This window comes from Candidatus Eisenbacteria bacterium, assembly GCA_016867715.1.
GTDB lineage: Bacteria > Orphanbacterota > Orphanbacteria > Orphanbacterales > Orphanbacteraceae > VGIW01.
Genome location: VGIW01000010.1, coordinates 1 through 24,539 on the forward strand (window position 1 = coordinate 1; position 24,539 = coordinate 24,539).

Sequence of the window (24,539 nt, forward strand, 5' to 3'; positions counted from 1 at the left end):
CTCTCGGGATCAGGCTCTCGGCGTTCGCGGCGGGCGCGTGTGTCCCCTACGCGCTCGTCCTCGTCTGGATGGCGGCCTCGGGGACGCTCCGCGCCTTTCGGCACTGGACGATCGATTACGCCGGCGCCTACGTCTCGCAGGTTCCGCTCGGCGAGGTGCCGGGCCGCTTCCTCGCCCTTTTCGGGAGCGTCGCGGGACACGCCCCCTCGATCTGGATCCTCGCGGGATGCGGGGTCGTTTCCCATCTCCTCACACGGCCCCGCCGCGCGCCTGTCTTGCTCGCGGCTCTCTTCTTCTCTCTCGCCGCCGTCTCTCCCGGGTTTTACTTTCGACCTCATTATTTCGTTCTTCTTCTTCCGGTCGCCTCGCTTCTCGCGGGGGAGGGGATCGAGCGGATCGAGCGACTTCTCGGGGAGCGTTTCGGATGGGGAGCGTCCGCGCGCCTCGCGCCGCTCGTCCTCCTCCTCGCGCTCGCCTTCGCGGTGCATCGGGAGAGGGCCTTCTTTTTCGCGATGACCCCGGAGGAGGCGTGCCGGTCGACCTACGGGCTCAACCCCTTCGTCGAGTCGATCGAGATCGGGGAACGCGTTCGCGAGAGGACGCGCCCCGACGAGCGGATCGCGGTGATCGGGTCGGAGCCGGAGATCTACTTCTACGCGGATCGGCGCGCGGCGACCGGATTCCTTTACGTGTATCCCATGATGGAGGCGCAGCCCTTTGCGCGCGCGATGCAGGAGCAAATGATCGCCGAGATCGAGCGCGCGTCGCCTGCGGTTCTCGTCTTCGTTCGCAATCGGCACTCGTGGGCGATTCGTCCCGATTCCGAAACGCTCCTCCTCGATTGGTTCGATACCTATCGGGAGCGGAATTACCGTTTGACCGGCCTCGTCGAGCAGCATCCGGAACGAAGCGTCTTCCACTGGGGGCCGGATCTTCCGTGGCCGCCGCGGACGAGCGACTGGATCGCGGTCCTCGATCGGCGCGAAGAAGCGCGCACCGGCTTCTCGGGGGGCGAAGCTGCGAACTGAAGCGGGAGGACCGACAGGTGTCCCGATTCCTTCCGCAGGCCCCCTACCCGACCTCCACCTCGATCATCCCCTTCTTCTCGTTCCACGTGCACGGGTACGAGCGCGTCTTCTCGCGGGGGATCTGGTAGTGATCGAGGAACGCCACGGCGCTCAGCATGACGATGCTTCCGTTCTTGTATCGCTTGATTCGGTACGCGTTCGGGAGCTCCTCTTTCATCGGCTTTATCCCGATCGTTGTCTTGTCGCGATCGTAGTAGTAGACGACGTAGTCGAATTCCTTCAGATACGTCCGATCGCAGACGGTGTTGATGCCGATGTTCCCCCTTTTCGATATCGTGATTTGCGGTTCTCGGTTCCCCCACCGTCTCCGTTGCTTGACGAACTCTTCGTAGGGCATCGTCTTCCTCCAGATTGATACCTTATACTCATTCTTGTACTTTGTTTGACAGCCGGATGTCAAGAGCTTTCCCTCTCCCGATCAGAAGTCCAAATCCAGAAAAGAGCGAAAGGCTCGATCGACGCCGCATCGCTGATACCTGCGTCGAACAGAATGCCTGATCCTGATTCAGAATGCGGTGCGAATTGACGTCGGCTCCGATCGGTGATAGCATGAACATCAGAATCTGAAAGGAGATATTCGTATGAGCCCGATGCGGAATTCCTGGAACCCGTCCGACCCGACGCATCGAGACGATGCCTTCGCCAACCCGGGGGGTGCAACTCCTCCCACCGCGGTGCTCATCGATGGGAGCGCCCTCTATCTCGTTTCCCGCGCGCTCTATGAGGGGCGCTCGCTCGACTACCGGGGCTTCATTCGCCTTCTCTGTGAAGAGGTGGAGGGAGTGCGGGAGCCGGATCCGAGAGGGAAGGAGGGCCTCTGGGTGATGTGGACCTCGGCGTCTTCCCAGAACGCGGGTCAGATGCGCTTTCTCGAGTTCGCCGAGAACGACCTTCATTGGGAGGTCCGCCGTTTCGCGCCGATCGAGAGCTTCGTGGTGGAGCCGGCGGGGGTGCTCGGGTTTTCGGAGGACGGGAAGGTGGCGCCCCGGCTGGTCCGTTTCGATGCGGGGATCGCGTTCGCGATCGGAAGGCTGGCGGACTCGTATCGGATCGCGGTGGTCTCGGATAGCTTCGCGCTCTCCGAGCCTCTCCTTCGGACGGCGCAGATCGCGCGTCGCCGCGGGGGCGGTCACCGCGCGCCCGTGCTCGCTTTTTTCGGACGGGGGCTCGACGCGCGGTGGCAGCGGGTTCTCCGCGCGGAGGGGGAAGACGGGCTTCGCTTCCTGGATTTGGATGATTTCGAGGAGGGGCTTTTCGGTTTCGGGAGAGTGGTTCGCCCCCGCCCGGCCCGAGAGGAAGACGCTCCGATCTACTAGATGCGCCGGGTCCTGTGCCGCATCGTGCGGTTCCTGGGCTCAGCCCGATGCGGGACGGGGAAGGCCGATTTCCCCAACGAACCTCCAGGCCTCAGCGGTGACGGAGGCGATGACTGAAAGGAGAATGGCCCAGTGAACTTCCACATTCGGAATGCCGTCCTCTCTTTCGCTGTTTTTTCCCTTCTCTTCGCCTTCCCCGCCTATGCAACGACCTACACGATCAAGACCTACAGCTATCAAGGGGAGCCCCTCGCGGGGCAGCTCGTGTTCGGCCGGCTCTGCGACCGGACGCTCTCCGATACAACTGATGCGAACGGGGAGGCGACTTTGGAATGGGTCCTCACCGGGGTCCCGGAGGCCCGCTCCGAACGGGGCTCCTGGGGCGCCGTCAAGAGGCTTTTCCACGTTGGCACGCCGGCGAAGACGAGTGTCTCTCCCTCCGACTTGTTGAACGGCCAGGTTATGATTGATGGGAATAGTGTGTATTGGAATTGGCTGAGAGATTTTGGAATAAATGCAAATGACAACCAGACAGTATGCGTGATGATAACGCCCAAACAATATCGCGGCGTTAGTGATTTTGATGTTGCTCTTATGAAAGTACTCTATGATGTTCCAGTGCTTGGAAATGACAACAAATGGCATCCTACTGCGAATTTTCCGCTGAAGGTTGATGGGTATTATGTTGCATCATTGCCTCATCGTCCCCTAAATTCAACAGAAATTGGATATATTACAAGTGCTATTGATGATATTAATGCAAGATGCGATTCTATTATTCCAGGACCAGCTCTTGCGTGGGCTCCTGGTGAGGTCAATCCTGAGGAAGATAATATTTATATCTATATTTTAAATATGAATTCATCTGATTTTAATATTATTCCAGAGACGCAGGAAATAGAAGCAGTTACGATTTACTATAAGCCCGGAAGTTTGGGAATAGGCAACTGGAGGATTTGTGCACACGAGTTGGCAAGAGCTATTTCTGGTATTAGTGGAAATTCTTCTGATTCCAGACTTGGCATATTGCAGGTTAGTCCTCAGCCTTGGACCAGTTCAGATATCTCTTACATTGCCTGGGGAAGAGATAAAACAAGGAGAACAGAAGAACTTAGAAATGATGCCCAAGCTATTGAGTTCAATCAATAAATCAATACCTCCTTTTCTCCAAAGAACAGATAATCTTGCCCAGGAAGTGGAACTCTCAAGAATTCACAGCAGGCAATGCTCCAATTTCCGGATTCTCCTGGGGGAGAGAAATCCTCAAGACACCACCCTAAATCATTCATGAACCCAGGCTGTGCAAGTGTCTCATTGGTCTGGCAATTATGCTGTGTCTCGTTCTCAAACCCATAATCGCACAATTCCTGAACCGGTTCACAGCGTCCAAAATCTTCATTCCAAATGAAATTAATGGGACACCAAACACCACTTTCAATACAAGTAATGTCCACATCATCTTTGTTGGAAATGGTCGAAAAACGAGAATAGCATCTGCCAGGTTCGTTATCATTTTCAGAATACGCACAATCCTGTCCCACTCCCGTGAGCTTGTTGCAATTCGCATATGCCGGGAGAGGTGTTGTGGTATTGCACGCTCTTCCGAGCACAATGGCTTTGCTCATGTCAGTAAACCACCCGCACTTCATCTCCTGATTACCGCACCAAGGTATTCCTTCCATCGGCGGCTTGATTTCTGGTCCGACGCTGGTGATGTTTAAGTAGTCAAAGTAGACTGGCTCAAGGCTTCCGAGCTGTGCTCTTCCGACCATGAGCGTGCTTTGGTTGTTTAGGAGTATTGGGTCTGGAAGTGTGGGATGATCTTGGTGCCAGGCTACGGAATCCTGCCGCCTTCCTAAGAAGTCTCGTGGCCCGGCGCCGAATCCGCGCTACACGTGCTCCGTTCCGCACGTTCGGAACGTTCCCGACCTCCCCCTCCGGCAGGTGGACAGTTCCCTCACTCCAAAACGTGGGGGGGTGGAGACGTCGCGAATTATCGGAACTTGTTTCTCTACCGGTTCTCTTCATGATCCAGTTCCTCCGGCATGGAGTCGAGAACCGATACGCACGATTCGTCTCCAGTCCCTGTCTTCTGGCGTAAGCAAATCGAGCGCGAGGTTCCGCGAGTTCGGAACGTCCCCGATCTCTCCGTCCGCGATCTCTCTGCGGGGAAGGCCGCCGAGCCGTCCAGGCCCTGGGCGGCCTTTCGGTCGCGCCGCCCAACCGGTGGGCGGGGGCGCGTTCGCGCCCTTTGGGCCGCCTCGCTCGATGAGTCGCTCCCTCTTGCACTTGCCGGCGGCGGTCTTGGCGTTCGGCGGGGGGAACGGATCCTGCTTCGACCGGTCCCGAGAACCGGCCCGCGGGAGGGAGGTGATGCGGCCGCAAGAGAACCGGGCGTCGAATGGGATGGGATGTGCGGATGAAGGGAAGGAGTGAGGATTCGATGAGGTTGCTTTCGATCGCAATGATCGCGCTTCTGGTCCTCGTGTTCGCGCCGGCGGCGCGGGGGGCTTCGCCCGGGGACGTCGTGATCACCGAGATCATGCAGAACCCGGACGCGGTGAGCGACACGTACGGGGAGTGGATCGAGCTCTACAACACGACCGCGGCCGGGATCGACATCAACGGATGGGTGATCGGGGATGGGGGGAGCGAGGCGCACACGATCGCCGCGGGCGGCTCGCTCGTGATCCCCGCGGGCGGGTTCCTGGTGCTCGGGCGGAACGACGACCCGGCGGTGAACGGCGGGTATACCTGCAACTACAAGTACTCGGCGATCACGCTTGGCAACGCGGCGGACCGGGTGGTGATTCGGCAAGGAACGACGACGATCGATTCGGTCGCGTACGACGACGGCGCGACCTTTCCGGATCCGACCGGCGCCTCGATGGAGTGCATCGATCCGCTCGCGGACAACCGCGTCGGGTCGAACTGGGCGGAGTGCGTGGTCTCGACGTATGGGGCCGGGGATTACGGAACGCCGGGCGCTCCGAACGACGCGTGGGGCGTTCCCTCGGGCCCTCCGGTGATCAGCGGGACGCGCCATGAGCCGGCGTATCCGAGCTCCGCGGACACGGTGCTCGTGTCGTCGGAGGTTCGGGACGATGAGGGGATCTCCCAGGTCTGTCTCTATTACCGGGTGAACGGCGGCGCCTCGCAGATGACCGTGATGGCGGCCGGGTCGGGGAACTGGTTCGAGGGACTCATCCCCCCGGCGGCGGATGGGTCGAGCGTGACGTACTACGTCTGCGCGATCGACGCGGGAGGACACACTTCGTACGATCCGGCCGGAGCGCCGGCCGAGACGTACGGCTACACGGTGGAGGACCATCTTCCGACCGTCGTCATCAACGAGATCCTCGCCTCTCCGCAGGGGGACGCGAACAACGACGGGATCATCGACGCGTATCAGGACGAGTTCATCGAGCTTTACAATCCGGGCGCGACGAGCGTGGACGTCTCAGGTTGGACTCTGTCGGACGACGACTCTCCGACCGGCGCGTTCATCTTTCCGACCGGGACCGTGATCCCGTCGCACGGGTTCCTCACTCTGTTCGGCGGCGGATCGCCCCAGGGGTTCGAGGGTCCGGTCTTCGCCGACGACGGACGGATCGGGAACGGTCTCTCGAACAGCGGGGACACGGTGGAGCTTCGAAGGCAGGGCGAGCTGATCGACCAGCGCACGTATGGATCCGAGGGGAACCACGGCGAGTCGATGATCCGCTTCCCGGACGGCTACGGGGATTGGACGCGTCCCTCGCTCGAGGGCTTCGACTGGGACTATAGCCCGCAAGCCTCCAACGGCGGGAGCGTCACCTGGACGACCGGAAAGAGTTGGGGGGCGATCAAGAGGCTTTTCCAGGAAGCGGACGAGTAGCGGCTGATACAACTGTGGGGCGGGGCCCGCGGCCCGTGCGCGGGCCCCAAGATTCGGGGAACGCGATCGGTTGCGGGCGGGTCGTCCGCCCGGGGGGTTGTTGTGGGCGCCGAGGCATGCCTTCCGCGCGCCTCCCCCACCGGACGGATTGTTTGGACCGTGACACCCCATGTGCTAGACTGCGCGGGAAAACGGTCCGCTATCCGGGTTTCCGGGGGGCGAGCAGATGTTGGCGATCCTCCTCGCGATCAGCGCCATCCCTTTCCTGATCGAGATGGTGCTTCTGGTTCGAGCGATCGCTTGGACCCGTCGGGAGAGAAGGGCGAGACGGCCCGTCTTCGGACCCCGCGTCGCCGTGATCGCCCCGCATTACGGATGGGACGCGCAGGCGGAAGCGAACGCGCGAGTGCTCCTCGACCAAAACTACCCCGGCGACTACCAAGTCTTCTTCGTCACACACGTCGACGTGGATGGGCGGCCCGATCGGTCGTACCGGCCCCTGCAGAGGCTCGCGTCCGCCGACACGCGCGCGCGCGTGCTCTTGGCCCCCAACGTGGTCGACAACGGTCTTGGGCGATCGCAGAAGGCGGAGAACCTCCTCACGGCGCTCGCCGCGGTTCCGGACGAGGTCGAGGTTTTCGCCTTCGTCGACGCGGACGCGGGGATTCACAGGGAATGGCTCGACCGGCTCGTGAGGCCGCTTCAGGACGAGGAGGTCGGGGTCGTCACCGGGGCCCGATTCTACGCGCCGATGGTTCCGAGCGTCGCCTCGTACACGGAAGCGGTGTGGGTAAACTTCCAGATCGCGCTCTACGGGGATCCCCGTATCGGGATGGTCTGGGGCGGGTCGTCGGCGATCCGGAGGGAGACCTTCGCGCGCGGAGAGATCCTTGCGCGATGGAAGAAGGCCCTCTTCGAGGATCAGCATCTGACGCGGGCGATGTCCGAGCTCAAAAAGAAGATTCACTTCGCGCCCGAGTGCGTCCCGGTGAACTACACGGCCGAGCGAGGATGGCGTCCGGTGATCGAGTTCACGAACCGCCAGATGGCGGTCACTTATTGGATGAAGCTTCGGCTCTCCTGGTGGCTCTGTCTCACGCACCTCCTCCCGAAGGGAGCGGTCTTCGCCGCCGCGATCCCCCTCACGGTTCATGCTCCCGAGCGGTACGGGGTTCTTCTCGCGGTGCCGTTTCTCGAATCGTTGAGCTATCTTCTCTTCACGCGCACGCTCCCCGAGAACCTCCGCAAGGACCGGAGGATCCGCCGCACGATGCTTCTCACGGCCCTCGCCGTTCCGGCGGCGATGCTGCTCGGAGGGGTCAACAGCCTCTGCGCCCCCTTCAAGCGATCGATCGTGTGGGGCGGGGTGCGTTACGCGCACCGGCATCCGGAGGGGTGCCGGATTCTCGGTCGCGTCCCCCGTCCGATCGAGGAGCCCCGCGAGAGCGCCTGGGAGGGGTTCCTGAGAAGGGCTCGGGCTCCCCTCGCGCGTCTCCTGCAGGTCGAGCCGGGCTTCCGCACGGGCGATCTCTCTGAGGAGGACTAGCATGGCCATCCGCAGCCGCATCCCCCCGAGGGGCTTCGTGCGAACGTTGGCGGCCGCGCTCGACGAAGATGGGATCGCCACGCGCACCTTCCTCCGGTATCAGGCCCTGAAGGAGATCTTCAACCTGCGCCACCCGCTCGGGGCGCGGCACGGGAAGGGAGACGGCGTGCAGCTCGTTTCCCTTCGGATCACGGACCGGTGCAATCTCCGGTGCCACTCGTGCGGGCAGTGGGGGGACAACGGCTACCTTTTGGACACGCCGTCCCGCGAGCTCCGGCGGCGCGAGGTTCCAATAGACATCTATCGTCGGTTCATCAACGAGATCGTGGCGGCCGGTTGGTCCCCCATCTGGTACGTGTGGGGGGGCGAGCCGATGCTCTACCCCGGCATCCTCGAGGTGCTCCGCGCCATCCACGAAGAGCGGATGCCGATCTCGCTCGTCACGAACGGGACGCGCGTCGCGGACCACGCGAAGGAGATCGTCGAGACCTGCCGGGTCTTCTACATCAGCGTCGACGGCCCGAACGCGGCGATCCACAACCGGCAGAGGCCCGGCGCGGGCGAGACGGCCGACAACTTCCGGGAGGTCGTCGCGGCGCTCGATGCGATCCGCGAGGAGAAGAAGAGACGCGGTTCGGTCTATCCGCTCGTCGTGCCGCTCTCCTGCATCACGAGCTACAACATCAATCATCTCGTCGATCTCTACCGCTTCGTCGCGGGCTACGCGGACGCGCACATCCTCTATCTCACCTGGTGGATCGACCCGGAGTCGGCGGAGGAGCACAGCCGGGAGTTCGAACGCCGCTTCGGCTTCCCGCCGAGGACCCACCTCGGCTGGATCGGAACGTGGAAGGACTTCGATCATCGTCTCGTGGCGGAGAAGCTCGATGCGATGCGCGCGCTCTCGAACGCAAGCGGGCGGTGCCCTCCGATCCCGATGCCGGCGCTGAAGACGCGCGAGGAGATCGAGCGCTACTACACGAACCACGCGGACGATTTCGGCTACGATCAGTGCGTCAGCATCTTCATGACGATGGAGATCGACAGCAACGGAAACGTCAGCCTCTGCCGGGACTATCACGACTACGTGATCGGCAACATCGCCCGGGACGACGTCCGGACGATGTGGAACAACGAGCGCGCTCGGCGCTTCCGCCGGTCGATCAGCACCGAGGGGATCCTGCCCGCTTGCCGGCGCTGTTGCGGGCTGATGGGGTTCTGATGGAGGGGAGCGCCGCCGGGCGGGACGAGCACGCGGCGATCGGGCGCTCGGCGGGAACGATCGGCGCCGCCACGCTCCTCTCGCACGTCTTCGGGATGGGCCGCGACGTCCTCTTCGCCTTTCTCTTCGGGACGTCTCTCCAGGCGGACGCCTTCAACCTGGCATTCTCCGTTCCGCAGTTTCTCCGGCGCCTTTTCGGCGAAGGGGTGATGAACGCCGCCTTCGTTCCGGTCTACACGCAACACCGGATCGCGAAGGGAGACGAAGAAGCGTCCCGCTTCGGGTCGAACGCGCTCGTCGTGCTCACGATCCTTCTCGTTCTTCTCGCGGCGCTCGCGGCATGGGCCGCGCCCTTTCTCGTCGGGCTCTACGCGCGCGGATGGCGGGAGGATGCCCTCCGCATGGAGGCAGCGGTCCGCTTTACGCGTTTACTGTTTCCATATCTCCTTTTCATCGGCCCCGCGGTCCTCGTGATGGGGATTCTGAACGCGCTCCGGCGCTTCGCGATCCCCGCCCTCTCCCCGGTTGCCTGGAACATCGGGATCGTCGCCTTCGGTTTCGCGGCGCTCGCGCTTCCGAAGAGCGGCTACGCGCGGATGGACCTCTTCTGCGCGGGAATCCTCTTCGGTTCGGTCTTGCAGCTTCTCGTGCAGGTTCCGGAGCTCCGCAGTGCGGGCTTTCGCTTTAGGCCGCGCGTCGACCTCGGGAGCCCCGAGCTTCGCGCGGTGGGGGCCCTCATGCTCCCCGGAGTTCTCGGGCTCGCCGTGGTGCAGATCAACGTGCTCGTCGATACTCTCTTCGCCACGCTCCTCGATGAAGGATCGGTGACCGCGCTCCGCCTGGGGAACCGCGTGATGTTCCTCCCGCTCGCGGTCTTCGCGACCGCCGTCGCTTCGGCGTCGCTCCCCTCTCTTTCCGCGCAGGTGGCGGAGGAGGGGATCGAGCGGGCGAAGAGAACCCTTTCCTACACGCTCCGGCTTCTCTTCTTCCTCCTCATCCCCGCCACAATCGGGCTCATGATTCTCCGCAGGCCGATCATCCGCCTCTTGTTCGTTCGAGGGGAGTTCGACGCGGGAAGCTCGCTCGACCTCACCTCGACCGCGCTCCTCTTGTACTCGCTCGGGCTCTTCGCGTTCGGCGGCGTGAAGGGGGTCTCGCAAGTCTTCTTCTCGATGCGGGACACGCGGACGCCGGTTGTCGTCGGCGCGATCGCGGCCGGCGCGAACATCCTCTTCGATCTTCTCCTCTATCGACCTCTCGCCGTCGGAGGGCTCGCGCTCGCGACCTCGCTCGCCGGGATGGCCAACTTCTTCCTCCTTCTCGGCCTTCTCGTCCGGCGCCACGGGAGACTCGGCGGCCCGTCGCTCGCCGGATCGTCTCTTCGAACCCTTGGTTCCTCTCTCGTGATGGGCGTCGTCCTGTGGATCGTGAGCGGCCGCCTCGATCCCGGCGGCGAACCGACGCTCGCCGCGCAGCTCCTCCACGTCGGGGGGAGCATCGCGGCCGGTCTTCTCGCCTTCCTCCTCGCCTCCCTCGTCCTCGGCAGGCGCGAGCTCGCCGAGATTCGGACGGCGGTGCTCCGGCGTTGAGAGAGCGAAGTGGCACGTACCGGGGCCGCATCGGAGGAATCTTTTGGCCCTCCTCCTTCGCACGGGGATCGGCTATGCTGGAGCCGTCGAATCTTTGGTGGCGCGGACGCTCCGCGCCGCGCAATCCGCAGCGGATGAAAGATCCACATGCCGTCCGGCGCTTCGCGCGGCCAACGTGCGGCCAGAACGAACGAGCGGCCCCGCGAGCGTGTTCACTGAACCGCCCGCTCCTCGTCCGCGGCGGACCGATGGAGAGTGACGTGGAGAGGATCGCCGGCGTCATCGAGTCGGTCGGCCGAACGCCTCTTGTCGAGCTCCGACGCGTCGTGCCTCGCGGATCCGCTCGCGTGTTGTTGAAGCTGGAGAGCCACAACCCGACTGGAAGCATGAAGGACCGCATGGCTCTCTCACTCATTGATCGCGCGATTCGCTCGGGCCGTCTCTCGCCGCCGGGAAGGGTGGTTGAGTACACAGGGGGAAGCACGGGGACGTCGCTCGCCTTCGTGTGTGCAGCACGCGGGCTCCCCATCACGCTCGTGACATCCGATGCGTTCAGCCGGGAGAAGCGCGACCACATGCGTGCCTTCGGAGCCGTCGTCCTGGAGCTTCCGAGCGAAGGAGGGAAGACCACCAAGGAGCTGATTCAGAAGATGATCGCAAGAGCAACGGAGCTCAGCGCCGAGCCCGGCACCTTCTATGCCGACCAGTTCAACAATCCCGATGCCGCCCTGGGTTACGCGCCGCTCGCGGATGAGCTGTGGGAGCAGTCGGGTGCACGGGTGGATGCCTTCGTTCAGTGCGTAGGTACCGCCCAGTGCATCTCAGGGGTCTCCGACGCTCTGCGCGCACTGCATCCAGGAGTTCAAATCATCGCCGTGGAACCTGCCGAGTCGGCCGTGCTGTCCGGTGGCGTGCCCGGTGCTCACAAGATCGAAGGGGTGGGACCGGGTTTCGTTCCTCCGAGGTGGAGAGAGGACTTGGCGGACGAGATTCAGCAGGTCTCCACCGCCGAGGCGAAAGAGATGACCCGTCGCCTGGCGGGTGAGGAGGCTGTGTTTGCCGGGACGTCCACGGGAGCCAACGTCGTCGCGGCATTGCGCGTAGCCCGGCGACTAGGGGCTGGTCGTACGGTGGCGACCTTGGCGTGCGACTCCGGGCTGAAGTACCTGTCGACCGATCTTTTCACGACCACCTAGTTTCGTAGCCCCGCACCGAAATCCTCTCTCTCCCCTCCTCGTCCCCCCGCGAATCGGACTATACTCCGCCGGAGGAGGGGAGCGATGAAGGCGGAGGATCTGGAGCGTCTTCCCGATCACCCGGGCGTCTATCTCATGAAGGACGCCGGCGGGCGCGTGATCTACGTCGGGAAGGCGAACAGCCTCCGGAAGCGGGTGCGGAGCTACTTCGGGCGCCGCCACGAGTCGGCGCGGCTTCGGGCCCTCGTCTCGCGCATCTGGAACGTGGAGACCTTCCTCGTCGATTCGGAGCTCGAGGCGCTCCTACTCGAGCTCAACCTGATCAAGGAGCACCGTCCCCGCTACAACGTCCGCCTGAAGGACGACAAGCGGTACCCGTACATCGAGGTCACCTTGGGCGAGCCGTTCCCGCGGGTCTTCGGGACGCGGCGCCCGGCCGCGGAAGGCTCGCTCCTCTTCGGGCCGTACACCGACGCGCAGGCGATGCACCGGGTCCTTCGCCTCATCCGGCAGGTTTTTCCGGTCCGCTCGTGCACGGCGGTTCTTCCTTCACGTGCCGTCCGTCTCTGCTTCGATTATCAAATCAAGAAGTGTTCGGGCCCGTGCGAGGGGAAGGCGTCCGAGGAGGAGTACCGCCAAATGATCGATCGCGTGATCCTTCTCCTCAAGGGGAAGAACCGGACTCTGGTCGAAGAGCTTCGCCGGGAGATGGCGCGCGCCTCGGAGGATCGCCTCTACGAGAAGGCGGCGATCCTCCGGGACCAGATCGCGGCGGTCGAGCGGGTGATCGAGCGGCAGAGGATGAGCGCGAGCGACCCGGCTGACCGGGACGTGGTCGCGCTGTCGGAGGGGGACGGCGAGCTCGTCGCCGTGCTCCTTCGCGTCCGCGAGGGGAAGATGACCGGGAAGGAGACCTTCCCCCTCCAGGCGGGGGCGGAGGAGGAGGCGCTCGGCCCGTTCCTCAAGCGGCTCTACGAGAAGGCCCCGGCGATTCCTCCGGAAATCCTCGCCGACCGGGAGGCGGCGGATCGCGAGACGATCGAGGCGTGGCTCGCCTCGCGCGCGGGCTTTCGCGTGCGGCTCCTCGTTCCGAGCCGCGGGGAGAAGAAGCGGCTCGTCGATCTCGCCCGCGCGAACGCGGCGCACGAGCGGCAAGCGCTCCTCGTGCGGAAGCTCGCCCGGAAGGACCGGTCCTTCGAGGCGCTCCGAGAGATCCGGCGGGCGCTCGAGCTCGCGCGCATCCCGCGCCGCATCGAGTGCTTCGATTGTTCGAACCTCGGTGATCGAGACCTCGTGGGATCGTCGGTGTCGTTTCGGGACGGGCTTCCGGAAAAGGCTAGGTACCGGCGGTATCGGATTCGGACCGTGAAGGGGATCGACGACGTCGCCTCGATCGGCGAGATCGTGGGACGGCGCTTCCGCCGCCTTCTCGCCGAGGGGGATCCGCTCCCCGATCTCGTCCTCGTCGATGGGGGGAAGGGACAGCTCGCGGCGGCGTGCGCCGCGCTCCGTGAGGCGGGGGCGGAGGGGACGGAGGCCGCCTCGCTCGCGAAGAGGGAGGAGGAGGTCTTCCGTCCGGGGGTCTCCGAGGCGATCCGCCTCCCGAACGGGCCGGGCCTTCGGCTTCTTCAGAGGATCCGGGACGAGGCGCACCGCTTCGCGATCACTTATCAGAGGCGGCGGCGGGCGGAGGGGACGGAGCGGAGCGCGCTCGACGCGGTCCCCGGCCTCGGCGCGGAGCGGAAGCGCGCGCTTCTCCTCCGCTTCGGGTCGGTGGCGCGCGTTCGCGCCGCAACGGCGATCGAGATCGCCAGGGTTCGGGGGATCGGGCCGATTCTCGCCGAACGAATCCGCGCGCACCTTCGGGGAGCGGAACGATGAGCGCGCCCGGCGTCCCCCCGCTCCGCCACGCGCTCCGCGATTTCCTGGTTCATCTGAAGACCGAGCGGGCGCTCGCGGCGAACACGATCGAGAGCTACCGACGGGATCTCGAGCGCTACACGCGCTTTCTCGAGGAGGAAGGGGTCGTGGAGCCGGAGGCGATCGGCCCCGAGGAGGTCGCGCGTTTCGCGGAGCGGGAGGGACGCGCGGGCCTCTCCGCGCGCACGCTCGCGCGCCGCCACTCGTCCCTCCGCGCCTTCCATCGGTTTCTCATAGAGGAGAAGATCCTCGCGGGGGACCCGACCTCGGTTCTTCTCCCCCCGCGCCTCCCCTTCCGCCTTCCGCACGCGCTCCCGGTTCGGGACGTGGAGCGGCTTCTCGAGGGGATCCGCCCGTCGGGGCCGATCGCGATCCGCGACCGGGCGATGCTCGAGTTCCTCTACGCGACCGGGCTTCGCGTCTCCGAGCTCGTCGCGTTCCCCGTGCGCGGTCTTCTCCGCCGGGAAGGGTACGCGCGCTGCGTGGGGAAGGGGGGGAAGGAACGGGTTGTTCCGGTCGGACGCCGCGCGAAGGAAGCGGTCGAGGCGTATCTCGACCGGGCGCGGCCCGCCCTCGTCCGGGGGAGGACCACCGAGGCGCTCTTCGTGAACCACCGCGGGGGGCCCTTGAGCCGGATGGGGGTTTGGAAAGCCCTCCGGAAGCGCGCGCGCGAGGCGGGGATCGAGGGGAAGCTCTCGCCGCACACGCTCCGGCATTCGTTCGCGACGCATCTTCTCGAGGGGGGCGCCGGTCTTCGCGACGTGCAGGAGATGCTCGGCCACAGCGACATCTCGACGACCCAGCTCTACACCGCGGTCGATCGGACCTACCTCAAGGAGGTTCACCGGACCTTCCACCCGCGCGGTTGACCGCGCGCCGCGCGGAACGGGAAAAGGGTGGAACAACCGGCGGGCGCTGTGCTTCAATACCTCGGCACGGGGAGGGCGTGATGGCTCCGATGACGGAAGAGGTCCGCGGGACCGGCTACAAGGTCGAGCTCGAGGCCTTTCAAGGCCCCTTGGATCTTCTTCTCTATCTCATCAAGAGAGACGAGATCGACATCTACGACATCCCGATCGCTCGGGTGACGGAGCAATACCTCGCGCACATCCGCCTGATGCAGATGCTCGACCTCGAGGTCGCGGGGGAGTTCCTCGTCATGGCGGCGACCCTGATGAGGATCAAGGCGAAGATGCTTCTCCCGCGTCAGGAGGTCGAGGAGGGCGAAGAGGAAGAGGACCCGCGCGAGGAGCTCGTCCGCCGGATCCTTGACTATCGAAGGTTCAAGGCGGCCGCGGAGAACCTCCGGACGCGCGCGGAGGCGAGGAGCCTTCTCGTCGGGCGCGCCGCGCCGGAGGAGGAGGACGGCGAGCCGGACGAGCCGGAGGAGGTGCTCATCCCGGTCGACTTGGGAGGGCTGCTCCGCCTCTTCGCGGAGGTCATGCGGCGGACCCCCCGCCTCGAGCCGTACGAGGTGATCCTCCACGAGTACACCTTGGAGGAGCAGATCGAGCGGATCGAGAGCGCCCTCCGGTCGGCCGAGGAGGTCGAGTTCGAGCGTCTGTTCGAGCCGGAGGCGAAGAGGGCGGAGATCATCGTGACGTTCATCGCCCTTCTGGAATTGCTTCGCCTCCAAAGGATCTCGCTCGTCCAGGCGGGGCTTTTCGGGCGGATCCACATCCGCCGCCGAACGGAAACCGAAAATGGAAACGGGAACGGAAACGGGGACGAACCTCAGCACGAAACGGATTCTTGAGGCGCTTCTCTTCGCCGCCGACGGGCCCTTGAAGCCGAAGGAGGTCCGGGCGCTTCTCCCGGAGACGGCGCCGCGGGAGATCGCGGAAGCGTTCGCGGAGCTCCGGGAGGGGTACGACCGGGAGGGGCGGAGCTTCGAGCTCGCCGAGGTCGAGGGGGGCTGGCAGCTCTTCACGCGGCGGGAGTTCTTCCCCTGGGTGCGGAGGATGCGGAGCGACCTTCGGACCATGCGTCTCTCGCGGGCTGCGGTCGAGACGCTCGCGATCATCGCCTACCGCCAGCCGGCGACGCGCGCCGAGATCGAGCACATCCGCGGCGTCGACGCGGGGGGAGTGCTCCGCACCCTCCTCGACCGGAACCTGATCACCCTGAAGGGGCGGGCGGAGGGGGTGGGGCGTCCTCTCCTCTACGGAACCACCGATTTCTTCCTCAATCATTTTGGCCTCAAGAGTCTAGAGGAGCTTCCGAAGGTTGAGGAGCTCTCCGAGATCATGAAGGCGGACGAGCGGCTCTCGGTCGAAGAGGAGGTCGAAGAACTGCTCGCCGCGCGGAGAGAGCGGGCGGAGGGGGCGGGCGGATCGGAGACGGACGAGGATCCGGAGCTCCCGCGGGAGGGTCGGGAAGAAGGGGGAGAGGGGGAGCCGTACGATGAACCTCCCTCCGGAACGTTCTAAGGAAGAGGGGATCCGGATCAACCGGTTCCTCGCCTCCGCCGGGCTCGGCTCGCGGCGGAAGGTGGAGGAGCTCGTCCTCCGGGGGCGCGTCACGATCAACGGGCGCGTGGTTCTGGATCTTGCCGCCCGGGTCGATCCGGAGAGGGACCGGGTGCGCGTCGGGGGGAGGATCGTCGTTCCGCCCCGCCGCGTCCTCTACGTCCTCCTGCACAAGCCGGTCGACTGCCTGACGACGACGCGCGACCCCGAGGGACGCCGCACGGTCTATGACTACCTGCGCGGGCTCCCGGCTCCGGTCCTCCCCGTGGGCCGGCTCGACCGAATGAGCGAGGGGCTCCTGCTTCTCACGAACGACGGACCGCTCGCGTTTCGTCTCACGCACCCCCGTTATCGCGTCGAGCGGATCTATCGGCTTTGGGTGGATGGAGAGATGAGCGACGCCCAGGTGCGGCGCTTCCAAGCCGGCGTGCGGATCGACGGGAGGCTCGCGCGGCCGAGCGAGGTTCGCCTCGTTCATCGCACGAGGAAGCGAACGGTTCTCGAGGTCGTGCTCGCCGAGGGGCGGAACCGCGAGATCCGGAGGATCTCGAGGGAGCTCGGGCTTCGGGTCGAGCGCCTCGTGCGGGTTCAGCTCGGGCCCCTCTCCCTCCGCGGCCTCGGGCCCGGCGAGTGGCGCCTTCTCGGAGAGAAGGAAGCGGACCTCCTCCGGCGGATGGTCCGTCTCGGGGTGAGCTGACGGGGATGATCCTTCACCTACGAAAGAACGTGTCCGCTCGGGACAAGAAGGACCTCCTTCGGCGGCTCGCCCTCCGGGGGGTGCAGGTCCACTACTCGCCCGGATCGGACGAGACGATCCTCGCGGCGATCGGCGACCGGCAAGCGATCGAGGAGGAGAACCTCGGCGCCCACCCGGCGGTCTCCCGTCTCGTCCCCCTCGACACCTCGTTCAAGCTCGCGAACCGGGAGTTCCGTCCGGAGCGGGCGGAGGTGCGGGTGGGGGATCTCGCCTTCGGCGGAGCGCGCATCCACGTGATGGCGGGCCCTTGCTCGGTCGAGAACCGGGAGGACCTCCTCGCCCTCGCGCGGGAGCTGAAGGATGGGGGAGCGAGCGTGCTCCGCGGCGGCGCGTTCAAACCCCGCACGTCTCCCTACAGCTTTCAGGGGCTCGGCGAGGAGGGGCTCCGGATCCTCGCGGAAGCGCGCGCGGAGACCGGTCTTCTCGTCGTGACCGAGGTGATGGACACGCGCGACGTTGAGCTCGTCTGCCGCTACGCGGACATCGTGCAGGTCGGCGCGCGGAACGTGCAGAACTTCGCCCTCCTCAAGGAGGTCGGACGGGCTCGCAAGCCGGTCCTCCTCAAGAGAGGGATGATGACCACGATCAACGAGTACCTCATGTCGGCGGAGTACGTCATGTCGGGGGGGAACTACGAGGTGATCCTCTGCGAGAGGGGGATCCGCTCCTTCGATTCCGCGACGCGCAACATGATGGACCTCGCGTCGGTCCCGCTCATCCACCACTGGAGCCACCTGCCGATCATCGTCGACCCGTCGCACGGAACCGGGCATTGGCGCTGGGTGTCGCCGCTCGCCCTCGCCGGGGTGGCGGCCGGAGCGGACGGGCTCATGATCGAGGTGCACGCGCGGCCGGAAAGGGCCTACTCGGACGGCGACCAGTCGCTCCTTCCGGAGCGCTTCCGGAACCTGATGCGCGACCTTCGAAAGATCGCCGCCGTGGTCGGAAGAACCCTCGGATGAACCGCGAGACCCGCTTCCGCGTGTCGCCGGGGCCGGCCCCGCGCGGCGCGATCGCCGTTCCCGGGGACAAGTCGATGACCCACCGGGCGCTCCTTCTCGGGGCGCTCGCCGAGGGGGAGACGCTCGCGGCGGGGCCGAACCGGGGGGCGGACTGCCGGGCGACCGCCGCCGCGCTCCGCCGCCTCGGGGTCCCGATCGAGGAGAGCGCCGAGGGGTTCCTCGTCCGGGGGAGCGGAGGGGATCTTCGCGAGGCGGAGAGCCCGCTCGACTGCGGCAACTCGGGGACCGGCGCGCGCCTTCTCGCCGGCCTTCTCGCCGCCGAGGCTTTTCCGTCGACGATCGACGGGGACGCGTCGCTCCGGCGCCGCCCGATGCGGCGGGTCGTGGAGCCGCTTCGCGCGATGGGGGCGCGGATCGATGGGCCCGACGGGGGCGCGCGCCTTCCGCTCACGATCCGGGGAGGAAGCCTCCGCGGCATCGTCCATCGGACCGAGGTCGCCTCGGCGCAGGTGAAGACGGCGGTCCTTCTCGCGGGCCTCCGCGCGTCCGGCCGAACGACGGTCGTCGAGCCGAGCCTCTCGCGCGACCACACCGAGCGGATGATCGCGTATCTCGGCGGGCGCGTGGAGCGCGAGGGGCTCCGGACGACGGTCGAGGGGGGGACGCGCCTTCGGGGGGCGCGCATCGAGGTGGGGGGCGATCCCTCTTCGGCCGCCTTCTTCGTGACCGCGGGTCTCGTCGTCCCCGGCGGCGAGGTCGTCGCGGAGGGGATCGTGGACAACCCGACCCGAACCGCGTTTCTTGATGTGCTCGAGCGGATGGGAGGGCGGATCGAGCGGGAGCGGGCGGAGACGATCGGGCCCGAGGGGCGGATCCACGTGCGGGCGCGCGCACGCGCGCTTTGCGGAACCGTGATCGAAGGGGATGAGGTTCCCCGCCTGATCGACGAGATCCCGATCCTCGCGGTGGCGGGGGCGCTCGCGGAGGGGGTCTTCGAGGTGCGCGACGCGGCGGAGCTTCGCGTCAAAGAGAGCGACCGGATTCGGCTCGTCGTCACGATGCTCCGCGCGTTCGGCGTGGAAGCGGAGGAGCGGGCGGACGGGTTCGTCGTGCGGGGGGGCGGAGCGCTTCGCGGGGCGCGCGTCGCGAGCGGCGGCGACCACCGGATCGCGATGGCGGCGGCGATCGCGGGGCTCGCCGCGCGGGGCGAGACGATCGTCGAGGAGACCGCGTGCGTGGCGACCTCCCTCCCCGAGTTCCTCGCGCTCGCGGCGGATCTCGGGCTCGGGGAGGCGCTCGCGGAGGAAGAGATGTGAGCCTCGTGGTCGCGATCGACGGGCCGGCCGGATCGGGGAAGACCACGACCGCGCGGGCGGTGGCGGAGCGGCTCGGCTATCGCTACCTCGACACCGGGGCGCTCTACCGGGCGCTCGCGCTCGCCGTGATCCGTTCAGGGATCAAGGATCCGCACGGAGAGGGAGCGCTCGCGATCTGCCGGGCGGCGCGCGTGCGGCCCGAGTGGAGAGGGCGGGCGATGCGCGTTCTCCTCGACGGAGAGGACGTGAGCGAAGAGGTCCGCTCTTCGGAGGTGACCAGGCTCGTCTCCCCTCTCTCCGCGCGGCCCGAGGTGCGCGCCCTTCTCGTCGACCTCCAGCGCGAGGCAGGGCGCGAGGGGGGGATCGTGGTCGAGGGGAGGGACATCGGGAGCGTCGTCTTTCCCGAGGCGGGCCTCAAGGTGTTCCTCGTGGCCGACCCGGAGGAGCGGGCGCGGCGGCGCTGGAGGGAGCTCGAGGCGTCCGGGGTTCCCGCGAGCCTGGAGGAGATCCGGCGCGCGATCGACGAGAGGGACCGGCGGGACTCCGGGCGGAGCGTGGCGCCGCTCGTCCGTGCGAAGGACGCGGTGGAGATCGACACGACCCCCCTCACGATCGACGAGCAGGTCGATCGGATCGTCCGGCTCGCGCGGGAGGCCGGCGCGTGAAAACGCTCTACCGGGTGAGCTGGACGGCGGCGCGCGCGCTCGTGAAGGCGGTCTACGGCTTCCGCGTGGAGGGGACGGATCACATCCCTCGGGAAGGGGGGATGATCCTCGCCGTGAACCACGTCTCCTCGGCCGATCCGGTGATCGCCGGCCTCGGCGTTCCGCGGGAGCTCCACTTCTTCGCCAAGAGGGAGCTTTTTCGGAACCCTCTTCTCGGGGGTCTCATCCGCGCGCACAACGCGCTCCCCGTCGACCGGGGAGAGGTCGAGAGGCGGACGCTCGAGAGGGTGATCCGCCTCCTCGCGGAAGGTGGAGCGCTTCTCGTCTTCCCTGAGGGGACCCGCTCCCGGGACGGAACGATCGGCGCGGGGCGCCCCGGGGTGGGCATGATGGCCCTCGCCGCCTCGGTCCCGATCGTGCCGGCCTACCTTCGGGGGACGCGCCGAATGGGCGGGTCGCTTGTTCGGAGAGGACACCTCGGCGTCTTCTTCGGGCCGCCGCTCGATCCGGGGTCGATCCCGGGGGCGAACCGGAAGGAGCGCTACCGGAAGATCGCCGAGGAGACGACCCGCCGGATCCGCGCCCTCCAGTCGAAATATGGCTGGCGCGAAGGGGGGAGGGTGCTCTAAGATAAGAGATTGCCCTCGTGGAGGGCGAATCGTTCCGTATGAGGAGGAAGAGAATCGGTATGGAGTGGAACCAGGAAGGGAGACGCGCGGGCCGGGGCCGCCCGTACGACGACGACGCGGACGACCGCGACGAGGACGGGCGCGCGGACGGAGGGGACGGGGGAAGGGACGAAGGTCCCCGTCCGGCGCGGATCAAGTTCGTCAACATCGACGAGGAGGACGGAGAGGAGACATCCGCGGATCTTCAGCAGATGCTCGGCGTGTACGAGGAGTCGATGCGGGAGATCGAGGAGGGCCAGATCGTCACCGGGACGGTCCTCCGGGTCGGCGAGAACGAGGTGATGGTCGACGTCGGCTTCAAGTCGGAGGGGGTGATCGCTCTCTCCGAGTTCCCCGAGCCGATCAACATTCGCGTGGGGGATCGGATCGACGTCTATCTCGAGAAGCTGGAGAACCAGGACGGTCTCGTCGTCCTCTCGAAACAGAGGGCGGATTTTCTCCGGGTCTGGGGGCGAATCAAGGACTCGTACGACGCGGGCTCGATCGTGGACGGACGGCTCGTCCGCCGGATCAAGGGGGGCGTCGTCGTCGACCTCTTCGGGGTCGAGGCGTTCCTTCCGGGCTCCCAGGTCGCTCTTCGCCAGGTTCCCAACCTGGACGATCTGATCGGTCAAGTGTTTACGTTTAAAATTATCAAGCTGAACAAGCGGCGCCGCAACATCGTCGTCTCGCGCCGGGTGGTCCTCGAGGAGGAGCGGAACAAGAAGAAGGAGCGCCTGATCGGCGAGCTGGAGAAGGGGCAGATCCGCGAGGGGGTCGTGAAGAACATCACCGACTTCGGCGCCTTCGTCGACCTCGGGGGGATCGACGGGCTCCTTCACATCACCGACATGTCGTGGGGCCGGATCGGGCATCCGTCCGAGGTCGTGAACATCGGCGAGACGATCCGGGTGAAAGTCCTCGAGTTCGACCGGGAGAAGGAGCGGATCTCGCTCGGCCTCAAGCAGCTCACCGCCTATCCGTGGGAGGACGTCGAGTCGCGCTACCCGGTCGGCGCGCGCATCAAGGGGCGGGTCGTGTCGATCACCGACTACGGCGCCTTCGTGGAGCTCGAGAAGGGGGTCGAGGGGCTGATCCACGTCTCGGAGATGTCCTGGACGCGCCACATCCGCCATCCCTCGAAGGTCCTCGGGGTCGGAGACGAGGTGGAGGCGGTCGTGCTCAAGGTCGACCGCGAGGCGGAGAAGATCTCGCTCGGCCTGAAGCAGACCGAGCCCGATCCGTGGCTCACGATCGAGCAGCGCTATCCGGTCGGCTCGCGGCTCTCCGGAAAGGTCCGGAACCTCACGAACTTCGGCGCGTTCGTCGAGCTCGAGGAGGGGATCGACGGGCTCGTTCACATCTCCGACATGTCGTGGACGAAGAGGATCAAGCACGCGAACGAGATCGTGAAGAAGGGGGACCTGGTCGAGGTGATGGTCCTCAACATCGACAAGGAGAACCGGCGCATCTCGCTCGGCCTGAAGCAAGTCCAAGAGGATCCGTGGGACCACATGGAGATCCGGCATCCCGAGGGATCGACGGTGGAAGCTTCGGTCGTCAAGGTGTTGGACAAAGGGGTCGTGGTCGATCTCGGCGGCGACGTGGAGGGGTTCGTTCCCCTCTCGCAGATTCCGGACGAGATCCTTCGTGATTCGAAGGAGGGCCTCGCGCCGGGGAGGAATCTCGACCTTCGCGTCGTGCGGGTCGATCCGCAGAACCGGAGGATCGTGCTGTCGGTGAAGGCGTTCCTCCAGCAGGAGGAGCGGGACGAGGTGGATGGCTATGCGCGCCGCCATTCGGGAAGCGCGAAGACGACGATCGCGGATCTCGTCGACTTCTCGAGAGGCGCGGACGACGACGAGGAGGAGGACCGATAGGCCTTGACAGGGGCCGCCCCGGGCCTATAATCGACTCACTCATGGGACGTATCTTTCGGGAAATCGGGCGATTAGCTCAGTTGGTTAGAGTGCTTGCTTGACATGCAAGAGGTCACTGGTTCAAGTCCAGTATCGCCCACCATTGCGATCCGGTCCGAGGGAGGGAAGGACCCCGCGCGCGGCGGGGCCCCGGACACGGGTCTCTTTTTGTCTTGAAGCGCGGCCGGCCGGGAGGCGGCGCGCGCGGGGGGATCGGCGCGTGTCCGGAAAGGATCTGAGCCCCGAGGCGTACGAGGTCTACCGGCACTCGGCGTCCCACCTGATGGCCTCGGCGATCGAGAGGCTCTATCCGGGGGTTCGTTTCGCGATCGGTCCGCCGACGCAGGAGGGGGAGAAGTTCGGCGGGGTCGGCTTCTACTACGATCTCGATATGGAGCACGCGCTCACCCCGGAGGATCTGCCGCGGGTCGAGGAGGAGATGCGGAAGCTCGCGGCGGCGGATCTCCCCTTCGTGCGGGAGGAGGTCGCGCGGGGCGAGGCGATCGCGCTCTTCGGGAAGAGGGGGCAGAACTACAAGGTGGAGATGCTCCGGGAGATCCCGGACGGGGAGCCGATCACGCTCTATCGCCACGGGGATTTCGTCGATCTCTGCCGCGGCCCGCACCTCGCGCGCACCGGGGAGATCCGGTCGTTCCGGCTTCTCTCCGTCGCCGGGGCGTATTGGCGCGGGGACGAGACGAAGCGGATGCTCCAGCGGGTTTACGGGGTCGCCTTCCCCGACGAGGAGTCGCTGGAGGCATACCTCCGCAATCTCGAGGAAGCGGAGAAAAGGGACCACCGGAAGCTCGGGAAGGAGCTTGATCTCTTCTCGATCGACGAGCGTTTCGGGCCCGGGCTCATCTTCTGGCATCCGAAGGGGGCGCGCGTCCGGAACGAGATCGAACGCTTCTGGTATGAAGAACATTTTCGGAATGGGTACGACGTCCTCTACACCCCCCACCTCGCCAAGGAAAGGCTCTGGGAGGTGTCGGGGCACATGAGCTTCTACCGGGAGCGAATGTACTCGCCGATGGATATCGACGGGACGAACTACATCGTGAAGCCGATGAACTGCCCGTTCCACATCCACGTGTACCAGAGCCGGCTTCGGAGCTATCGGGATCTTCCGCTCCGCTGGGCGGAGCTCGGGACCGTGTATCGCTACGAGCAGTCGGGGGAGCTCCACGGTCTGAAGCGCGTGCGCGGGTTCACGCAGGACGACGCGCACGTCTTCTGCACGCCGGAGACGCTCGCGGACGAGATCGCCAGGGTTCTCGCCTTCACGCTCCACATGCTCCGGACCTTCGGCTTCCACGCGTTCGACGTCTACCTCTCGACGCGGCCGGAGAAGTCGGTGGGGAGCGAGGCGGATTGGGAGGCGGCGACCGCGGCCCTTCTGGCGGCGCTCGAGGAATCGGCGCTCCCCTTTACGGTCGACCCGGGGGAGGGGGTCTTCTACGGGCCCAAGATCGACGTCAAGATCCGCGACAGCCTCGGGCGGTCGTGGCAATGCTCGACGATCCAGGTCGACTTCAACCTCCCGGAGCGGTTCGATCTTTCGTATCGCGGAGCGGACGGGGCCGAGCACCGTCCGATCATGATCCATCGGGCGCTTCTGGGGAGCTTCGAGAGGTTCTTCGGATGTCTCGTCGAGCACTTTGCCGGGGCGTTCCCCGTGTGGCTCGCGCCCGAGCAGGCGCGTCTCCTTCCGGTCTCCGAGAAGGAGAACGACTACGCGGCCCGGGTGGGGGAGAAGCTTCGCGCGGCCGGCGTTCGCGCGGTCCTCGACGACGCGAACGAGACGCTCGGAAACAAGATCCGGAAAGGACGCGAGGAGAGGATCCCGTATCTTCTGATCCTCGGGGGGCGGGAGGCGGCGGCGGGGACCGTCTCCGTCCGGAAACGCGGGGAGGGGGAGACGGGCGTCCTCACGGTGGACGAGTTCCTGGAGAGGATTCGGGGCGAGATCGAGCGGCGGGAGACGGGGCTCGCCCCGAGGGAGGAGAAGCGATCAAACCGATAGAAGTCCG

At 65.8% G+C, this 24,539-nt stretch carries 21 protein-coding genes and 1 tRNA gene; 20 read left to right on the forward strand and 2 right to left on the reverse strand.

What is annotated here, in order from left to right; genetic code table 11:
• Positions 1-1,028: hypothetical protein (locus tag FJY73_03390; protein ID MBM3319703.1), on the forward strand; the 1,028-nt coding region annotated here is incomplete at its 5' end.
• Between the two features lie 43 nt (positions 1,029-1,071).
• Here the strand turns inward: FJY73_03390 and FJY73_03395 are convergent.
• On the reverse strand, positions 1,072-1,425 hold the full coding sequence (locus FJY73_03395) for a hypothetical protein (GenBank protein MBM3319704.1): 354 nt from the start codon (positions 1,423-1,425) through the stop codon (positions 1,072-1,074).
• Between the two features lie 244 nt (positions 1,426-1,669).
• On the opposite strand from FJY73_03395, the gene FJY73_03400 reads away from it, so the two are divergent.
• A complete protein-coding gene (locus tag FJY73_03400) occupies positions 1,670-2,404 on the forward strand; it encodes a hypothetical protein (GenBank protein ID MBM3319705.1) in 735 nt (244 codons plus the stop codon).
• A 132-nt stretch (positions 2,405-2,536) separates the two neighbouring features.
• Entirely contained in the window at positions 2,537-3,553 is a 1,017-nt protein-coding gene (locus tag FJY73_03405; GenBank protein MBM3319706.1) for a hypothetical protein, read from the forward strand.
• Here the strand turns inward: FJY73_03405 and FJY73_03410 are convergent.
• A complete protein-coding gene (locus tag FJY73_03410; protein ID MBM3319707.1) occupies positions 3,547-4,176 on the reverse strand; it encodes a hypothetical protein in 630 nt (209 codons plus the stop codon). The two genes, FJY73_03405 and FJY73_03410, sit on opposite strands and share 7 nt — an antisense overlap.
• A gap of 671 nt (positions 4,177-4,847) precedes the next feature.
• Between FJY73_03410 and FJY73_03415 the strand changes: the two genes are divergently transcribed.
• The 17 genes from FJY73_03415 (at position 4,848) to thrS (ending at position 24,532) form a co-directional block, all read left to right on the forward strand.
• On the forward strand, positions 4,848-6,281 hold the full coding sequence (locus tag FJY73_03415) for a lamin tail domain-containing protein (protein MBM3319708.1): 1,434 nt from the start codon (positions 4,848-4,850) through the stop codon (positions 6,279-6,281).
• Between the two features lie 226 nt (positions 6,282-6,507).
• Positions 6,508-7,827, forward strand: a complete 1,320-nt coding sequence (locus tag FJY73_03420) for a glycosyltransferase family 2 protein (protein MBM3319709.1) — start codon at positions 6,508-6,510, stop codon at positions 7,825-7,827.
• 1 nt (position 7,828) lies between these two features.
• Entirely contained in the window at positions 7,829-9,049 is a 1,221-nt protein-coding gene (locus FJY73_03425; protein ID MBM3319710.1) for a radical SAM protein, read from the forward strand.
• Positions 9,016-10,638, forward strand: coding sequence for a murein biosynthesis integral membrane protein MurJ (gene murJ / locus FJY73_03430; protein MBM3319711.1), 1,623 nt, complete (start codon positions 9,016-9,018; stop codon positions 10,636-10,638). Before FJY73_03425 ends, murJ begins: the two co-directional genes overlap by 34 nt.
• Before the next feature lie 248 nt (positions 10,639-10,886).
• Positions 10,887-11,834 carry a cysteine synthase family protein gene (locus tag FJY73_03435; GenBank protein MBM3319712.1) on the forward strand — a complete coding sequence of 316 codons (948 nt, stop codon included), beginning with the start codon at positions 10,887-10,889 and terminating at the stop codon, positions 11,832-11,834.
• A gap of 84 nt (positions 11,835-11,918) precedes the next feature.
• Positions 11,919-13,715 carry an excinuclease ABC subunit UvrC gene (uvrC, locus tag FJY73_03440; protein ID MBM3319713.1) on the forward strand — a complete coding sequence of 599 codons (1,797 nt, stop codon included), beginning with the start codon at positions 11,919-11,921 and terminating at the stop codon, positions 13,713-13,715.
• Positions 13,712-14,623, forward strand: coding sequence for a site-specific tyrosine recombinase XerD (gene xerD / locus FJY73_03445; protein ID MBM3319714.1), 912 nt, complete (start codon positions 13,712-13,714; stop codon positions 14,621-14,623). Before uvrC ends, xerD begins: the two co-directional genes overlap by 4 nt.
• A gap of 89 nt (positions 14,624-14,712) precedes the next feature.
• Positions 14,713-15,510, forward strand: a complete 798-nt coding sequence (locus FJY73_03450) for a segregation/condensation protein A (protein MBM3319715.1) — start codon at positions 14,713-14,715, stop codon at positions 15,508-15,510.
• On the forward strand, positions 15,458-16,183 hold the full coding sequence (gene scpB / locus FJY73_03455) for an SMC-Scp complex subunit ScpB (protein ID MBM3319716.1): 726 nt from the start codon (positions 15,458-15,460) through the stop codon (positions 16,181-16,183). Before FJY73_03450 ends, scpB begins: the two co-directional genes overlap by 53 nt.
• Positions 16,158-16,919: an rRNA pseudouridine synthase gene (locus tag FJY73_03460; GenBank protein MBM3319717.1), complete on the forward strand. Its 762-nt coding sequence runs from the start codon at positions 16,158-16,160 to the stop codon at positions 16,917-16,919. The genes scpB and FJY73_03460 overlap by 26 nt, the downstream gene beginning before the upstream one ends.
• A 5-nt stretch (positions 16,920-16,924) precedes the next feature.
• A complete protein-coding gene (gene aroF, locus FJY73_03465) occupies positions 16,925-17,941 on the forward strand; it encodes a 3-deoxy-7-phosphoheptulonate synthase (protein ID MBM3319718.1) in 1,017 nt (338 codons plus the stop codon).
• A complete protein-coding gene (gene aroA, locus FJY73_03470; GenBank protein ID MBM3319719.1) occupies positions 17,938-19,257 on the forward strand; it encodes a 3-phosphoshikimate 1-carboxyvinyltransferase in 1,320 nt (439 codons plus the stop codon). The genes aroF and aroA overlap by 4 nt, the downstream gene beginning before the upstream one ends.
• The gene (locus FJY73_03475; protein ID MBM3319720.1) at positions 19,254-19,922 is read left to right on the forward strand and encodes a (d)CMP kinase; all 669 of its coding nucleotides are present in this window, start codon (positions 19,254-19,256) and stop codon (positions 19,920-19,922) included. Before aroA ends, FJY73_03475 begins: the two co-directional genes overlap by 4 nt.
• Positions 19,919-20,551: a 1-acyl-sn-glycerol-3-phosphate acyltransferase gene (locus FJY73_03480; GenBank protein ID MBM3319721.1), complete on the forward strand. Its 633-nt coding sequence runs from the start codon at positions 19,919-19,921 to the stop codon at positions 20,549-20,551. Before FJY73_03475 ends, FJY73_03480 begins: the two co-directional genes overlap by 4 nt.
• Positions 20,552-20,610: 59 nt before the next feature.
• Entirely contained in the window at positions 20,611-22,470 is a 1,860-nt protein-coding gene (locus tag FJY73_03485) for a 30S ribosomal protein S1 (protein ID MBM3319722.1), read from the forward strand.
• A 65-nt stretch (positions 22,471-22,535) separates the two neighbouring features.
• Positions 22,536-22,612: transfer RNA gene (locus FJY73_03490), tRNA-Val, on the forward strand.
• A gap of 132 nt (positions 22,613-22,744) precedes the next feature.
• Positions 22,745-24,532: a threonine--tRNA ligase gene (gene thrS, locus FJY73_03495; GenBank protein ID MBM3319723.1), complete on the forward strand. Its 1,788-nt coding sequence runs from the start codon at positions 22,745-22,747 to the stop codon at positions 24,530-24,532.
• Positions 24,533-24,539 lie beyond the last annotated feature (7 nt).

What these genes read in the sequence shown, in the direction of transcription:
- FJY73_03395 (MBM3319704.1), bottom strand. Translation starts at nt 1,425, where the DNA reads ATGCCCTACGAAGAGTTCGTCAAGCAACGGAGACGGTGGGGGAACCGA.
- FJY73_03400 (MBM3319705.1), top strand. Translation starts at nt 1,670, where the DNA reads ATGAGCCCGATGCGGAATTCCTGGAACCCGTCCGACCCGACGCATCGA.
- FJY73_03410 (MBM3319707.1), bottom strand. Translation starts at nt 4,176, where the DNA reads ATGGTCGGAAGAGCACAGCTCGGAAGCCTTGAGCCAGTCTACTTTGAC.
- FJY73_03415 (MBM3319708.1), top strand. Translation starts at nt 4,848, where the DNA reads ATGAGGTTGCTTTCGATCGCAATGATCGCGCTTCTGGTCCTCGTGTTC.
- FJY73_03420 (MBM3319709.1), top strand. Translation starts at nt 6,508, where the DNA reads ATGTTGGCGATCCTCCTCGCGATCAGCGCCATCCCTTTCCTGATCGAG.
- FJY73_03425 (MBM3319710.1), top strand. Translation starts at nt 7,829, where the DNA reads ATGGCCATCCGCAGCCGCATCCCCCCGAGGGGCTTCGTGCGAACGTTG.
- FJY73_03435 (MBM3319712.1), top strand. Translation starts at nt 10,887, where the DNA reads ATGGAGAGTGACGTGGAGAGGATCGCCGGCGTCATCGAGTCGGTCGGC.
- uvrC (MBM3319713.1), top strand. Translation starts at nt 11,919, where the DNA reads ATGAAGGCGGAGGATCTGGAGCGTCTTCCCGATCACCCGGGCGTCTAT.
- xerD (MBM3319714.1), top strand. Translation starts at nt 13,712, where the DNA reads ATGAGCGCGCCCGGCGTCCCCCCGCTCCGCCACGCGCTCCGCGATTTC.
- FJY73_03450 (MBM3319715.1), top strand. Translation starts at nt 14,713, where the DNA reads ATGACGGAAGAGGTCCGCGGGACCGGCTACAAGGTCGAGCTCGAGGCC.
- scpB (MBM3319716.1), top strand. Translation starts at nt 15,458, where the DNA reads ATGGAAACGGGAACGGAAACGGGGACGAACCTCAGCACGAAACGGATT.
- FJY73_03460 (MBM3319717.1), top strand. Translation starts at nt 16,158, where the DNA reads ATGAACCTCCCTCCGGAACGTTCTAAGGAAGAGGGGATCCGGATCAAC.
- aroF (MBM3319718.1), top strand. Translation starts at nt 16,925, where the DNA reads ATGATCCTTCACCTACGAAAGAACGTGTCCGCTCGGGACAAGAAGGAC.
- aroA (MBM3319719.1), top strand. Translation starts at nt 17,938, where the DNA reads ATGAACCGCGAGACCCGCTTCCGCGTGTCGCCGGGGCCGGCCCCGCGC.
- FJY73_03485 (MBM3319722.1), top strand. Translation starts at nt 20,611, where the DNA reads ATGGAGTGGAACCAGGAAGGGAGACGCGCGGGCCGGGGCCGCCCGTAC.